General features: G+C 72.1%; 13 protein-coding genes and 1 pseudogene. 5 read left to right on the top strand and 9 right to left on the bottom strand.

The window, feature by feature from the left end; genetic code table 11:
* The first annotated feature begins 1 nt into the window (after position 1).
* Positions 2 to 634, top strand: a complete 633-nt coding sequence (locus tag IZR02_RS13260; protein WP_217316515.1) for a GntR family transcriptional regulator — start codon at positions 2 to 4, stop codon at positions 632 to 634.
* Here the strand turns inward: IZR02_RS13260 and IZR02_RS13265 are convergent.
* From IZR02_RS13265 to IZR02_RS13290, 6 genes are read right to left on the bottom strand one after another with little or no spacing between them, the layout of a single operon-like run.
* On the bottom strand, positions 625 to 1635 hold the full coding sequence (locus tag IZR02_RS13265; RefSeq protein WP_217316516.1) for an alpha/beta hydrolase: 1011 nt from the start codon (positions 1633 to 1635) through the stop codon (positions 625 to 627). The genes IZR02_RS13260 and IZR02_RS13265 overlap by 10 nt on opposite strands.
* A 37-nt stretch (positions 1636 to 1672) precedes the next feature.
* Positions 1673 to 2701, bottom strand: a complete 1029-nt coding sequence (locus IZR02_RS13270; RefSeq protein WP_217316517.1) for a hypothetical protein — start codon at positions 2699 to 2701, stop codon at positions 1673 to 1675.
* A gap of 60 nt (positions 2702 to 2761) precedes the next feature.
* Positions 2762 to 4135, bottom strand: a complete 1374-nt coding sequence (locus IZR02_RS13275; RefSeq protein ID WP_062632898.1) for an FAD-dependent oxidoreductase — start codon at positions 4133 to 4135, stop codon at positions 2762 to 2764.
* Between the two features lie 56 nt (positions 4136 to 4191).
* On the bottom strand, positions 4192 to 5253 hold the full coding sequence (locus IZR02_RS13280) for a polyprenyl synthetase family protein (protein WP_060921235.1): 1062 nt from the start codon (positions 5251 to 5253) through the stop codon (positions 4192 to 4194).
* Between the two features lie 43 nt (positions 5254 to 5296).
* A complete protein-coding gene (locus tag IZR02_RS13285; protein ID WP_101848414.1) occupies positions 5297 to 6016 on the bottom strand; it encodes a class I SAM-dependent methyltransferase in 720 nt (239 codons plus the stop codon).
* Positions 6013 to 6576, bottom strand: coding sequence for a DUF402 domain-containing protein (locus IZR02_RS13290; protein WP_126893290.1), 564 nt, complete (start codon positions 6574 to 6576; stop codon positions 6013 to 6015). The genes IZR02_RS13285 and IZR02_RS13290 overlap by 4 nt, the downstream gene beginning before the upstream one ends.
* A gap of 35 nt (positions 6577 to 6611) precedes the next feature.
* On the opposite strand from IZR02_RS13290, the gene IZR02_RS13295 reads away from it, so the two are divergent.
* A complete protein-coding gene (locus IZR02_RS13295) occupies positions 6612 to 7865 on the top strand; it encodes an isochorismate synthase (protein ID WP_126893289.1) in 1254 nt (417 codons plus the stop codon).
* Between the two features lie 9 nt (positions 7866 to 7874).
* On the opposite strand, the gene IZR02_RS13300 is transcribed toward IZR02_RS13295, so the two are convergent.
* From IZR02_RS13300 to IZR02_RS13310, 3 genes and pseudogenes are all read right to left on the bottom strand, one after another.
* Entirely contained in the window at positions 7875 to 8717 is an 843-nt protein-coding gene (locus IZR02_RS13300; RefSeq protein WP_085606404.1) for a polyphosphate kinase 2 family protein, read from the bottom strand.
* A 16-nt stretch (positions 8718 to 8733) separates the two neighbouring features.
* A pseudogene (menD, locus tag IZR02_RS13305) lies at positions 8734 to 10382 on the bottom strand (2-succinyl-5-enolpyruvyl-6-hydroxy-3-cyclohexene-1-carboxylic-acid synthase).
* A 14-nt stretch (positions 10383 to 10396) separates the two neighbouring features.
* Positions 10397 to 10747 (bottom strand): PLD nuclease N-terminal domain-containing protein, encoded by a 351-nt coding sequence (locus IZR02_RS13310; protein ID WP_025102432.1) that lies wholly within the window; start codon positions 10745 to 10747, stop codon positions 10397 to 10399.
* 74 nt (positions 10748 to 10821) lie between these two features.
* Here IZR02_RS13310 and IZR02_RS13315 point away from each other — a divergent pair, with 74 nt between their 5' ends.
* The 3 genes from IZR02_RS13315 to IZR02_RS13325 all read left to right on the top strand — a co-directional run bounded on the left by IZR02_RS13315 (position 10822) and on the right by IZR02_RS13325 (position 14087).
* On the top strand, positions 10822 to 11247 hold the full coding sequence (locus IZR02_RS13315) for a hypothetical protein (protein WP_062765283.1): 426 nt from the start codon (positions 10822 to 10824) through the stop codon (positions 11245 to 11247).
* 64 nt (positions 11248 to 11311) lie between these two features.
* Positions 11312 to 11965, top strand: a complete 654-nt coding sequence (locus IZR02_RS13320; protein ID WP_217316518.1) for a DsbA family protein — start codon at positions 11312 to 11314, stop codon at positions 11963 to 11965.
* Between the two features lie 49 nt (positions 11966 to 12014).
* Positions 12015 to 14087, top strand: coding sequence for a bifunctional lysylphosphatidylglycerol flippase/synthetase MprF (locus IZR02_RS13325; protein ID WP_217316519.1), 2073 nt, complete (start codon positions 12015 to 12017; stop codon positions 14085 to 14087).
* Position 14088 lies beyond the last annotated feature (1 nt).

Below are 14088 nucleotides of genomic sequence, written 5' to 3' on the forward strand. Positions count from 1 at the left end.
CATGGCGCAGATCGAGTCGAAGAGCATCGGAGAGAACAAGCAGCTGCTGGCGGATGAGGTGTTCCACCACATCGGGCGGCTGATCACGGAGGGAGAGTTCGCCGAGGGCGACCGGATCCGGGACGTCGACGTGGCGGACGAGCTCCACGTCTCGCGGACGCCGGTGCGCGAAGCACTGCAGCGCTTGGAGCGACTGGGACTGGTGACGATGTACCCGAGCCGGTACACGGAGGTGACGATGGTCACGCCGCAGGTGGTGGCCGAGTCGCTGGAGTTCGCCGGCTACCAGGGAGGCATCACGGCCCGGATGGCGGTGCCGCGACTCAGCGCGGTCCAGCGCGAGCGGGTGCAGGAGCTCATCGCTCGAATGCACGACTCGCTCACCGACGGCGCGTCCACGGCACGGGCGCGATGGGCGGTCTTCGCCTACCTCGCCGACCACAGCGGGAACCGTCAGCACCGGATGCTCATCGACGATGTCGCCGTCGCGGTGACCCGGAACCTGCGCGCCTGGGTGGTGCGCCCCGGCGATCGCGAGCGGATGCGACAGGTGTATGCCGACTTCGCCGAAGCGGTGCGCACCGGCGACGGCGACGAGGCGGAGCGCCTTGCGCGCGCGATGTACTACGTCTGAGCGGCGCGCCAGCCGACGACCCAGCGGTGCAGGCGACGATACGCGTCCTCGCGGGCTTCATGTCGGGACAGGAAGACGTCGTGCAGGGCGCCGTCGATCCGTTCGACGGTCACGGAGGAGCCGAGCCGCAGGGCCGCGCGGGCGATGTCGTCGACGACGAGCACGGAGTCGGCGGAGGTGAGCTCATCCGACCACCGGGTCGGCGGCACGAACCGCTTCGACAGAAGGACGCAGACCGGCGCCGCGATGTCCAGACCCGCGGCGACGGCCTTGTGCCCGGTGAGGATCGCATTGAGCCACCCGGCGTACACGGCCATCGTCTGCACGGGACGCCACGCGGTGTTGACCTCCATCGGGTCGTCCGGGTCGGCCACCTCCTGCTGCGCCCGCGTGTAGTAGCCGAGGTCGACCTGCGGCGCGACGTCGAGCGGCCGGATCCGCGCTTGGAACTCGACCATCGGGGCGATCGCGGCGCGCACGGGGGCGAACTGGAACTCGAGCCAGGGGCTGTTCAGGATGAGGGCATCGGCCGCGCCGGGATGCCGGGCCGTCCACAGGCTCAGCGTCAGCCCTCCGGTCGAGTGTCCGAGCAGGATCAGGCGTCGCCCGCTCTCCTCGCCGCCCTCGCCGCGCCCCATCGCGTCCAGGGCCGCGGCGATGTCCTCGTCGTAGGTGGACAGGTCGGTGATGTAGCCCGGGGTCTGGCCCTCGCGCAGACTGCGCCCGTACTTGCGCAGGTCGAGAGCGAAGAAGCGGGCACCACGAGCGGTCCAGAATCGGGCCAACCGCTTCTGGAAGAAGTAGTCCGACCACCCGTGGATGTAGAGCACGTCCACGCCCTCGAGCAGCGGGCGACGGCGCCGAGCGCGCTCCCACCACGGGACCGGAGCCGGCAGCGCGCGCACGAGGGTGGCCACCACCGGGCCCTGCTCGTCACTGCCGAGGTCGAGGGTGAGCTGGGCGAACTCGTCTCCGAGCACATCCGGGATCCACTCGGCCATGCGTCCTCCCCCTCGTGCCCAGGCTAGCCCACGGCCGTCATTCGCCGCCGGGGCGGGCCACGGAGAAATCGTCCGCGATGGCGGCGCCGATCGGGGCGAGGTCGTCGATTCCTGACCCTTCGAACGTGGTCAGACGCAGCCAGTCCTGCCCCACCCGGAGGTCGAGCACCGACCGGCCGAGCTCGTCGACGCCGGTCACGGCGGCGTCCGCCCCCTCGACGTCGACGGTGTCCTCGCCTTCCAGCCGGTCGAAGGCCCAGGCGCCGCCGGGAAGCGTGGTGAGGGTGAGGTATCCCTGCGCCGCGTACTCGTCCTCGGCCGAGGCGTAGTAGCAGATCCGCGAGCCGTTGCGCTCCTGGTACACCTCGGCCGGGATGGACCAGCCGCCGAACGCGTCGACGACGTGCACCTCGGCGCCGACCCGCTCTGCGAGCTCGGTGGCGGTGAGGAAGCGCGTGCAGTCGACCCCGGCGACGGCGCTCTCTGGAACCTCCACGGGCTGCAGCGAGGCGGCGGCGGTCGCGGCGAGCCCGCGCAGCACCTCCTCGAGCGACGCGGTGTCGTCCGGTCCGCGCTCCGGGTCGACGACCGCGGCCGAGAGGAGCACGTCGCCGTCGACGATCTGGAAGAAGCAGTACCCGCCGCCTTCGCAGCGCGCCTCCTCACCGAAGTATCCGCCGCGGGACTCCGCCCCCGTCGTGACCTCGTCCGCGTCCGGGAGGATCGTGACCTCCCAGTTGCGCTCCGCCGTCCCCGCCGAACAGGCGATCCCGCCGGCCCGCTGGAACATGTGCTGCGCCGGTCCGGGGTACCAGCTCGGGGAGGACCAGACTCCGAGGACCTCGGCGACGTCGCCGCCGGCTTCGCCGAGCGCACTCGTCATGGCCGCGTCGACATCGGCGCAATCCACGTCGAAGGCGGGCGTCGGCACCTCGGCCCCCGGTGTCGGCGCGGTCGTGACCGCGGCCGACGGCGTCCTGGTCGGCTTCACCTCGGGTTCGGGCGCACAACCGGACAGCAGGAGCACGGCCACGGCGCCGAGGGCCAGGAGTGCACGAGGTCGCATGGCCTCAGCCTAGGGGCGCGGGGACCCGGCGCCGGGAGCACGCCCCGGCGCCGAGACGACTCACTCGCCGCGGGAGACGCGCACCATCTCCTCGCGCGGGACGACCTTCACGCGCGCCCGCTCCTGGGGCGCGCCGAGGCTGATCTCGTGCTCGTCGAGGCGGTGCCAGCCGTCCAGGTCGGTCCAGGCGACGCCGCGCTCGGCGAGCAGTGCCGGGATGGCCTCCTCGGACGGGTCTTCCGGGTGCCACCACGAGCCCTGGTCGTTGATCAGGTGACGGACGGTCTCCATGGCGTCGGACTTCGTGTGGCCGATGAGACCGACCGGGCCGCGCTTGATCCAGCCGGTCGCGTACACGCCGGGGACGCGGTCGTTGGAGTCCTTCGCGAGCACCTGGCCCTCGTGGTTCGGGATGACGCCGTGCTTCTTGTCGAAGGGGACGCCCGGCAGGGGCGAGCCGAAGTAGCCGATCGCGCGATACAGCGCCTGCACGGGTACCTCACGCAGCTCTCCGGTGCCGACCGCACCACCCTGACCGTCCGGCTGGGTGCGCTCGTACACGAGGGCCGCGACACGGCCGTTCTCGTCGGTGCGCACCTCGACCGGGCGCGCCCAGAAGTGCAGGTGCAGGCGGCGCGAGGCGGTGCCGCCGGCGTTGTTGACGGAGTCGCGCTTGCGCCAGGACTGCAGGATGCGGTCGATGACCATGACCTGCTTGTTGCTCGCGACCGCGTCCTTCGAGGCCTCGTCGTAGTCGAAGTCCTCGTCGTAGACGACCATGTCGACGTCGCGCAGCTCCCCCAGCTCGCGGAGCTCCAGCGGCGTGAACTTCACCTGGGCCGGCCCGCGGCGGCCGAACACGTGCACGTCCGTGACGGCGCTCGCCTTGAGCCCCTCGTACACGTTCTCGGGGACCTCGGTGACGAGGAGGTCCTCCGCGTGCTTCGCGAGCATGCGGGAGACGTCGAGGGCGACGTTGCCGTTGCCGAGGACCGCCACCGACGCGGCGTCCAGCGGCCACTCGCGCGGCACGTCGGGGTGTCCGTCGAACCAGCTCACGTAGTCGGCGGCGCCGTAGGAGCCCACCGCGTCGATGCCGGGGATGTCCAGCGACGTGTCACGGATCGCCCCGGTGGCGAAGATGACCGCGTTGTAGTGCTTCTTGAGGTCGTCGAGCGTGATGTCCTCGCCGAACCGAACGTTGCCGAAGAGGCGGATGTCGCCACGGTCGAGCACGTCGCGCAGGGCGGTGATGATGCCCTTGATGCGGGGGTGGTCGGGGGCGACGCCGTACCGGACGAGCCCGTAGGGGGCGGGGAGCTGCTCGAACAGGTCGATGGACACGTCGAACTTGCGCTCGGCCTTCAGCAGGATGTCCGCGGCGTAGATGCCCGCGGGGCCGGCGCCGACGATGGCCAGTCTCAGCTTGGTCATGGAGGTCCTTTCGTGTGCCGTCGCGGCGGACACCCGGGCCCGGGGCCCGTACGGTGTCAGCTGGAGCGCTCGGCGAGGGTCTCGGCGAATCGGGTGAGCGCTTCGCGCACGGTGCCGCGCGGAAGGGCGGTGAGGGCGTCGATCGCCTCCTGCGTCCACGCGTGGGCGAGCTCGAGGGTCTTCTGGGTGACGGCGTGGTCGCGGAGCTCGTCCAGCGGTCCGTCGAGGATCGCCGGGTCGGCGCCGTCGGCGATGAGGGCCACACCGTCGTCGATGCGGGCGGCGAGGTCGGCTGCGGCGTCATCGTCCTCCGCCTTGAGCAGGAGGTATGGCATGGTCGGGACGCCCGCGCGCAGGTCGGTGCCCGGGACCTTGCCCGTCTCCTCGGGCTTGGCCGACAGGTCGATCACGTCGTCGAGGAGCTGGAAGGCGACGCCGATCTTCTCGCCGTAGACGCGCAGCGGCTCCTCGTACTCCGCCGGGGCGTTCGAGAAGATCACGCCGCCCTGGGTGGCCGCCGCGATCAGCGAACCGGTCTTGTCCGCGAGCACCTGGATGTAGAACGCGATCGGGTCGTCGTCCGGCTGCGGACCGAGGGTCTCGTGCATCTGCCCGAGGACGAGGCGCTCGAACGTGTCGGCCTGGAGCCGGATGGCGCGCTCGCCGAGCCGCGACATGAGCTGGCTGGCGCGCGAGAAGAGGATGTCGCCGGTGAGGATGGCGATGTTGTTGCCCCACACCGTCTGCGCGGCGGGGACACCGCGGCGGCGGTCCGCGCCGTCCATGACGTCGTCGTGGTACAGCGAGCCGAGGTGCGTGATCTCCAGCGCCTTCGCGACGTCGATCACCTCTCGGGTGTTGCCGTCGCCGAGCTGGGCCGCGAGCAGCGTGAGGACGGGGCGGATGCGCTTGCCGCCGGCCTCGTACAGATAGCGGCTGGCGGCGTCGGCGAGGGGGTCGGCGACACGCACGTCGTCCGCGAGCCCGGTCTCGACCAGCTCCAGTCCGTCTTCGATGGTGCGGGCGATGCGACGCGCGGCGGGACCGACGAAGACGCGATCGCTGAAGCCGAGACGGCTCGCGAGTCGCGAACCCGGGGCGCTGGGGCTCGAAGTCACGCTCCCAGCCTACCTGCGTCGGGTGCCGCCGTTCGCGCCGTGCTCACGCGGGCTTGCGCGCCCGGTGCAGGGCCACGATGCCGAAGGTGAGGTTGCGGTAGGCGACATCCTGCCAGCCGGCCTCCCTGATCCATTCGGACAGCCGCTTCTGGTCGGGCCAGTCGCGGATCGACTCGTTCAGATAGTCGTAGGCGTCGCCGTTCGTTCCGGCGACCCGGGCCACGCGCGGGAGCACCTGCGCGTTGTAGAACCGGTAGGCCCCGCGGAACAGCTTCCCCGGAGGCGTGGAGAACTCGTTGATGACGAGGCGGCCGCCCGGCTTGGTCACCCGGTAGAGCTCGCGCAGCGCCTTCTTCGGGTCGTTCACGTTGCGCAGCGCGTACGACATCGTCACCGCGTCGAACTCGTCGTCCGCGAACGGCAGGGCGGTGGCATCCGCCTGCACGAAGGAGAGGTTGCGCATCGCCCCGTGGCGGCGCTGACCCTCGGCGAGCATGCCGGGCGAGAAGTCCGCCGCGACGACCTGCGCGCCGCTGCGGGCGAGGGAGGCGGAGGAGGATGCCGTGCCCGCTCCGAGATCGAGGATGCGCTCCCCCGGCTTCGGGGCGACGGCGCGGGTGGTCGCGGCCCGCCACAGCGCGTCGTTGCCGAACGTCATCGCGGTGTTCGTGCGGTCGTACCCGGCGGCGACCTGGTCGAACATGCCGCTGACGCGGGCGGGGTCCTTGCCGAGATCGGCGCGGTTCTTGTCGTTCGCGGTCACGCGTCCAGTCTAGGCGCGAGGTCCAGCGCTTCGAGTCGGTCCAGCCAGGGATCGGCCGTGGCGTCGTCGAACGGCGCCGTGCGTTCCCTGACCCTCGTCTCGAGGTCGAGCGCCAGCTCCTCCAGATGCCGCATGACGGGGGCCGGGTAGCCGTAACGGGCGCTGTGCTCCGCCCACTCGTCGCGGTCGTCGACCCAGGTGCCGCGCTCGCCCTCCACACGGACGACGTCGAGGTCCATGTCGATGCCCGTCGCGAGCAGCGGGTCGTCCGACCACCGCACGTCCCACCCGAGGTCGATGTAGACACGCATCCCCCGGGGGTGCCGGCGATTGACGGTGAGCGCGAAGTCGGCGCTCGGCGGGACGAGGGTGACGTTCGGCGTGGCCGCGTGGAACTCCGCCCCCGGGCGGGCGCTGTGCCAGCCGGTGGGCTGCCCCACCCAGTCGCCCCACCGGTCGGCACCGAGGTACACGCACTCGTGGCGCCAGTGCGGCGAACCGTCCCACTTGCGCCACTGGAAGATCATCTCGGCACCGGCTGCGGGACGCGCATCGCTCATCCGCCCACCCTACGTCCGCGGAATAGGCTGGAGTCGTGCAGCACACCCCCCTGGTCGTGGAGACCCGAGAGATCGATCCGGTCGAAGACCTCCTCTCCTTCGCGGACCCCGCCCGCCCGCTCGCCTGGTTCCGCCGCGGCGACGGGATCGTGGCGGTGGGTGAGCCGGTCGCCGAGCTCCGCCCGTCGGCCGAGGAGGGGCGCACCCGCGCCGAGACCCTCGCGGCGCTCTGGAAGGGGCTCGCGGCGGCGGCCGAGGTCTCCGACCCGCTGCGACTCCCCGGGACCGGACTCGTCGCGTTCGGGGCCTTCACCTTCGACGAGGACTCGCGCGCCGACAGCGTGCTCGTCATCCCGTCGCGGATCCTCGGCCGCCACGGCGACCGCTTCTGGGAGACCCGCATCCACCGCTCCGACGACGAGCGTGCGCCGGGTGCCGTCGAGGCCGCGGAGTACGGACCGCATTGGGCGGGCACCGTGGGCCCCGGAGCGCAGAGCCCCCAGGGCTACCAGGACGCCGTGCGGGGTGCGCTGGCGCGCATCGCGGACGGCGAGCTCAGCAAGGTCGTCCTCGCGCGCGACCTCCAGGGCACCATCCCCGCGGGCTCCGACCTGCGGCGACTCGTCCGCGCGCTCGCCACCGGATACCCGGACACCTGGGTCTTCGCGGTCGACGGACTCATCGGCGCGAGCCCGGAGACCCTCGTCACAGTGCAGGACCGGACGGTGACCGCTCGTGTGCTCGCCGGAACGATCGGGCGCGGGGCCGACGCCGACGCGGACACCGCCGCCTCCGCGCACCTCGCCTCCAGCACCAAGGACCTCGACGAGCACCAGTACGCCGTGCAGAGCGTGCTCGCGTCCCTCCGCCCGTACACCAGGGCCCTGGCGGCGAGCGAGCAGCCCTTCCTGCTCAAGCTGCCCAACCTCTTCCACCTCGCGACCGATGTGGAAGGCGAGCTGGAGAACGGCCGCTCGGCCCTCGACCTCGTGCGCGCACTCCACCCGACCGCGGCCGTCGCCGGCACCCCGACACCGACGGCCATCGCCGCCATCCGGGAGCTCGAACCGTTCGACCGCGAGCGCTACGCCGGACCGGTCGGCTGGGTCGACGCGGACGGCAACGGCGAGTGGGCCATCGCCCTGCGGTGCGCGCAGTTCACGACGACGGACGACGCGATCGCGGTCACCGCCTACGCCGGGGCCGGGATCGTCGCCGGATCCGATCCCGAGAGCGAGCTCCTCGAGACCCGGGTGAAGTTCCGCCCGCTCGTCGACGCGCTGGCCTGAGCCCCCCGGTCAGCTCGCGGCGAGGCGCTTCTTCTCGGCCTCGACGTCGAAGTCGGCGACCGGCCACTGCGGATCGATGTCCTCGAGGGCGGCCAGCAGCAGCTCCTGCACGGCCAGCCGCGCGTACCACTTCGCGTTCGCCGGCACGACGTACCAGGGCGCAGCCTCGGTCGACGTGCGATCGAAGACGGTCTGGTACGCCTCCATGTACTGCGGCCACAGCATCCGCTCGTCGACGTCGCCCGGGTTGTACTTCCAGTGCTTGTCCGGGCGCTCCAGGCGCTCCATCAGCCGCGCCTTCTGCTCCTCCGGGGAGATGTGCAGCATGACCTTGACGATGCGGACGCCGGACGCCGCGACGCGCTCCTCGAACGCGTTGATCGCGTCGTAGCGCCGCTCGATCTCGGGGGCGTCGGCGAGCTGCCGCACCCGTCCGATGAGCACGTCCTCATAGTGCGAGCGGTCGAAGACCCCGATGAACCCGGGCTCCGGCAGCCTCTTCTCGACGCGCCACAGGAAGTCGTGCTGCCGCTCCTCCGCCGTCGGCGCCTTGAACGCGGCGAGCGCGACGCCCTGCGGATCGACGCCCCCGACCACGTGCCGGACGATGCCGCCCTTGCCTGCGGAGTCCATCGCCTGCAGGACGAGCAGCACCGCGTCCTGCGCCGTGCCCACCCGACTCTCGGCGAACAGCCGCTCCTGCAGGTCGTTCAGGCGTTCGAGACCGGCTTCGAGGTCGGCCGTGCCGCGGGACTTGCCGTGGTCGTAGCCGGGCTTGCTGTCGGGATCGACATCGGCGAGGCGGAAGCCGGGCCGCACCCGCAGGTTCTGCGTCCAGGTGTGCGCGTTCATACGCACATGATGCCAGTCACCGCGGCAGCGGCACCTCGATGATCTGGCGACCGCCACGCGGCGTCGTCAGCGCCTGGTCGAGAGCGGTCCGCGTGGTGACCCGCTGATACTCCCAGCCGTAGGCGAGCGCGAGGTGCTCCAGGCGCACCCCGTGCGGGGTGTAGAACACGCGATCGAGGTGCGCGGCCGGCGCGGTGCCCGCCACCTCCAGGCCGTCGAAGATCGTGCCGCCGCCGTCGTTGCCGACGATGACCTGGAGTCGCGGCTCCGTCTCGTCGCTCGGAAACAGCAGCGCACCGACGTCGTGGAGGAACGCGAGGTCGCCGAGCAGCACCCGGGTCACGCCCGGAGCCCCGGCGGCCTGGCTGGCGACGGCGATGCCCGTGGCGGTGGCGATCGTGCCGTCGATCCCGGCGAGACCGCGGTTGGCGTGCACGGGGACCTTCTTGCCGCCGAGCACCTCGTCGGCGACGCGGACCAGGCGGGACGACCCGAACACCAGACGGTCATGCGGCCAGGTGGCCCGCCACACCGCATCCACGAGGCGCTCGCGATCGAGCGGGCGTCGCACGGCGTCGAGCTCCGCGCGCACAGCGTCGCGGCGGGCGGCGAAGTCGGTGGAGGAGAGTCCTTCGGTGTCCGGGGCGTTCTCGCTGAGATCAACGGCCTCGTCGGCGGCGGCCCGCATCCACGCGCCGAGCCACTCCCGGTCGGTCTCCCCCTGGGCGACCGTGACGGCCGCGGCGGCGCGCGTGCGGTGATTCAGATCCAGCTCCTCGCCGCCCCTGCGGACTGCGATCACCTCCACGTCCGCGCGGGACAGCAGCCGTGCGGCCTCGCGGCTGAGCGTCGGGTGTCCGAGCACGACCACCCGTTCGATGCGTCCGCCGAGGTCGTCGCGGGACAGCAGCCGGCGATACCCGTGCACCACCTGGCGTCCGAAGCGTGCGCCGCTGACGATCTCCGCAATGAGCGGCCACCCGCCGGCATGGGCGATCTCCTCCGCCGCGGCACCCGCATCGGCGCCCGCGAGGACCACTGTGCGCGGCCCGCGCTCCAGCGCGAACGCCTCCGGCTCCGGCAGGCGCGGCGCCTCCCCCGGTGTCAGCGTCCGTGTCGGCATCGCGCCCGACAGCGGTTCCCGGGACGGCAGGTTCAGGTGCACCGGGCCGGCGACGCCGGGAAGCCCGGACTCGGGTTCCGCCCCCCGAGCGCGACGGCGACCACGCGCGCGGCGAGGCCGTCCCACTCGCCGTCTCCGGGAACGGGCGCGTCGATCTGCGCCCGGACCCAGGGGTGGAACAGACCCTCCTGGATGGTCGCCTGATTCGCACCGACTCCCCGCAGCTCGGGAGGCCGATCGGCGGTGAGCAGCAGCAGCGGCACCCCGGAGTGGAAGGCCTCCATCGTGGCCGGGAGGAGGTTCGCGACAGCCGTGCCGCTGGTGCACACGAGCGCGACGGGGACCCGGGTCTCCCGTGCGATGCCCAGGGCGGTGAACCCGGCGACCCGCTCGTCGATCCGCACGTGCACGCGCAGCGCGCCCTCGTCGGCGAAGGCCGCCGCGGCCAGCGCGAGAGCCTGTGACCGCGAGCCGGGAGAGAGCACGACATCACGGACGCCGTGGGACACGAGGTCGGCGAACAGGGAGGCCGCGGCCTCCATCGCCGGCGACGACGTCACGGGCGCGGATCCGCGGCGGGCGGCTCGTCGGTCTCCTCGTCGAGCCGCGCGAGCTCCTCCTCGAGACGACGGATGCGGGCGTCCTGCTCCGCCTTGCTGATGCTGCGGAGGAACGCGGGGTCGTCGTCGGGAGCGACGGTGCGCGGCACGCCCTGGTCGTTCGCCCGGCGACGGCCGATGACGAACCAGAGGATCCCGCCGATGACGGGGATGAGGACGACGATGGCGACCCAGGCGGCCTTGGGCACGCCCCGGTGCCGCGTCGCCGGCTGCACGGCACAGTCGACGATGCTGTACACCCAGAACACGGCGGCGAGGAAGCCGCCGACGATCAGTAGTCTCGCCACCCCTCCAGTGTAGGCATGTCGGGGTCGGACGGGCCCGGGGCGGGCAAAGCGTCCGTTGCTAGACTGCGCGGGACATGCCGCCCCTCGCCCCCGTCCCGACGCCGCGAGCGCGCGCCGAGCGGGTCCTGCGGAGCCGGATCGTCATCGCCGTCGGCCTCGCGCTCCTGCTCGTCGTCGGCGCATGGTCGACCTCGCACGGGACGGCGGAGGCGCACGCGACCCTGTGCCTCGCCCCGGGCGTCTCGCAGGCCTCCGACACCGCAGGGACCGCAGGACCGGTCGCCGAGCCCGCTCCCGCGGATCCGGCCGCCGACGCGGCGGCGTGCGCGATGGCCGCCCTCTGCTGCGTCGCCCTCGTCCTCCTCTTCCGTCATCTGCGCACGCGCAGCGGGATCCGTCTCCGCGGCCTCCTCCCGCTGGCGACCGCTCCCCTCCGCGCCGGCCCCCGCCCGTTCCTGCCCGCGGTCTCGCTCATCCAGCTCTCCATCTCCCGCACCTGATCCGACGCCGGCTCCGGCCGCCTCCGCGGCACCCCTCGTCGTATCACCCGTGTTTGGAGACCCCATGAAGACCCCCGTCAAGGCGACCCTCATCGCCGTCGCCGTCGCCGTCGTGCTGCTCGTCGTCGGCATCGTCTATGCCCTCAGCCAGCAGCCCGCGCAGCCCGATCCCGAGGCCGGCGAGAAGCTGCCGACCGTCCGCACCGACTCCCACGTGCTCGACGAGGGCGGCCCCGACGCCGTCACGGTCGTCGAGTTCCTCGACTTCGAGTGCGAGGCCTGCGGCGCGTTCTACCCGATCGTGGAGGAGTTGCGCGCCACCTACGACGGCGACATCCGGTACGTCACCCGGTACTTCCCCCTGCCCGGGCACGTGAACTCGACCCAGGCCGCGCTGGCCGCCGAAGCCGCCGCGCAGCAGGGCCGCTACGAGGACATGTTCCACCGCCTGTTCGAGACCCAGGCGCAGTGGGGCGAGCAGTCGACGGAGACGCCGGAGGTGTTCCGCGCGTTCGCCGAGGAGCTCGGGCTCGACCTGGCCGCGTACGACGCCGCGGTCGCCGATCCGGCGACCCTCGCCCGTGTGCAGCAGGACAAGCGCGACGGCGAGCGGCTGGGCGTGAGCAGCACCCCGACCTTCTTCGTCGACGGCGAGAAGGTCGAGCTCGTCGAGTGGAACGACCTGGAGGAGGCGATCGCCGCGGCCGTCGCCGAGTGATCCGGTCGGTGGGGTCGCCCAGCGGCGGCCCCACCTCTACGCTGAGCGCATGACCTCGGAGCGCCCCTCGTCGGCCCGCCTCCTGTTCGGGGCCCTGCGGACCACGCCGGCGACGCTGACGATGATCGGTCTCGTGCTGCTCACAGGCGTGGTCTGGCAGGGGCTGTGGCGGCCGTTCGAGGACTCGGCCCTCTTCCCCGCCGTCGCCTACGGGCTGCCGAGCCTGGCTGAGGGCAAGTGGTGGACGCCGGTCACGGGGACGTTCTTCGTCAACCAGCCCTGGGTGTACCTCTTCACCATCGCCGGGTTCTGGGGTATGGGCTACCTGGAGCACCGCCGCGGCACCCGGGTCGCCCTCGCCTACTTCACGGTCGGACAGCTCTTCGCGATCTTCGCGACGGCTCTGTTCCTGCTGCTGGTGTCGCAGCTGCCGTGGGCGTGGGCGCAGACCCAGGCGCAGGCCCTCGACGTCGGCGCGTCCGGCGGCACCATGGCGTGCATCGCCGCCGCCGTCGGGCTCTTCCGTCCGCCGTGGCGGGTGCGCGCGTGGCTGGTGCTCCTCGGATTCGTGTTCGTCGCGATGATGTTCTGGGGAAAGCTGGCCGACCTGGAGCATCTGTTCGCGGTGCTGCTCATCCTCTTCGTCGACCGGAGCCTGCGCGTGCGGCGCACGACGGTCCGGGAGCAGCGGCTGATCGCCGTGATGGCCGTGCTCACGCTCGTGGCCATCGAGATCATCACGGTCCTCGTGCCGACCGATGGCCCGTTCGGCCCCACGGACCCGGCATCGGGCGGATTCATCGACACGGCGATCGACGTCGCGGTGATCCTGGTCATCGCGAACGGCCTGCGGCGCGGTCGCCGCTGGGCGTGGGTCGTCGCCGTCATCCTCGGACCTCTCAACGTGCTGGCCGCCACCCTCGTGCTGGTCCTCATCATCCTCACGAGCGAAGCACAGCTCGAGATGGTGATCGACGCGGAGACCGAGCTCACGCTTGCCACGGGCGTGCTCTGGGCTCTCGTGCTCGTGTATCTCGTCGCGGTGCGGCGGGCGTTCCGCGCACGGCGCACGACGGCTCTGGGCCGGCAGCCCGCCCCGACCGCAGACGAACTCCGGCGCGAACTGCGGGCGCACGGCGGGGGCACCCTGTCCTGGATGACGACCTGGGAGGGCAACGGCTACGCCCGCGTGGACGGCGGGATCGTGGCCTATCAGCGCCGCAACGGCGTCGCCCTGGCCCTCGCCGACCCGATCGGGCCGGCGGAGTTCCGTGCGGCGGCGGTGCGCGACTTCATCCGCACGGCCGAGGACGCCGGACTCGTGCCGTGCTTCTTCAGTGCGGACGAGGCGACGAGAGAGGCGGTCCCGGAGACCTGGCGCAGCCTGGTGGTGGCGGACGACACGATCGTCGACCTCCCGGGTCTCACCTTCACCGGCAAGCGCTGGCAACCGGTGCGCACCTCCCTCAACCGGGCGGGGCGGGAGCAGATGACCTTCCGGCTCACCCACCTCGCCGCGGAGACCTGGGGCCTGCGGCAGCAGCTCCGCGCGATCTCGGAGGCGTGGGTCGGCGACAAGGACCTTCCGGAGATGCGGTTCACGCTCGGGACCCTGGAGGAGGCGGAGGACCCCGAGGTCCGCCTCGCGCTCGCGATCGCTCCGAACGGCGACGTCGACGGCTTCCTCTCCTGGCTGCCCGTGTACGGGGAGGGCGGGGTGGTGCGCGGCTGGACCCTCGACCTCATGCGACGCCGCGAGGGCGGTTTCGGACCGGTGATGGAGTACCTGATCGGCGCCTCCGCCCAGCAGTTCTCGGAGGAGGGCGCCCAGATCATGTCGCTCTCCGGCGCTCCGCTCGCCCACGACTACCCGCCGGACGCGGGCGTGATCGCCGCGCTGAGCGAGCGCCTGGCCGACGCGCTCGAGCCCGTCTACGGCTTCCGTTCGCTGCACCGCTTCAAGGAGAAGTTCCACCCCCGCTACGAGACCCTCTACCTCCTCTTCCGCGACGAGAGCGACCTCACCCGTATCGGCGGAGCCCTCACCCGGGCCTTCCTCCCCGATGCCACGCTGCGGCAGTTCGCCGGGGCGGGGGTGGAGCTCGTCCGCGGGGAGCGCTGAC

This window comes from Microbacterium paraoxydans (genome assembly GCF_019056515.1).
Taxonomy (GTDB): Bacteria; Actinomycetota; Actinomycetes; order Actinomycetales; family Microbacteriaceae; genus Microbacterium.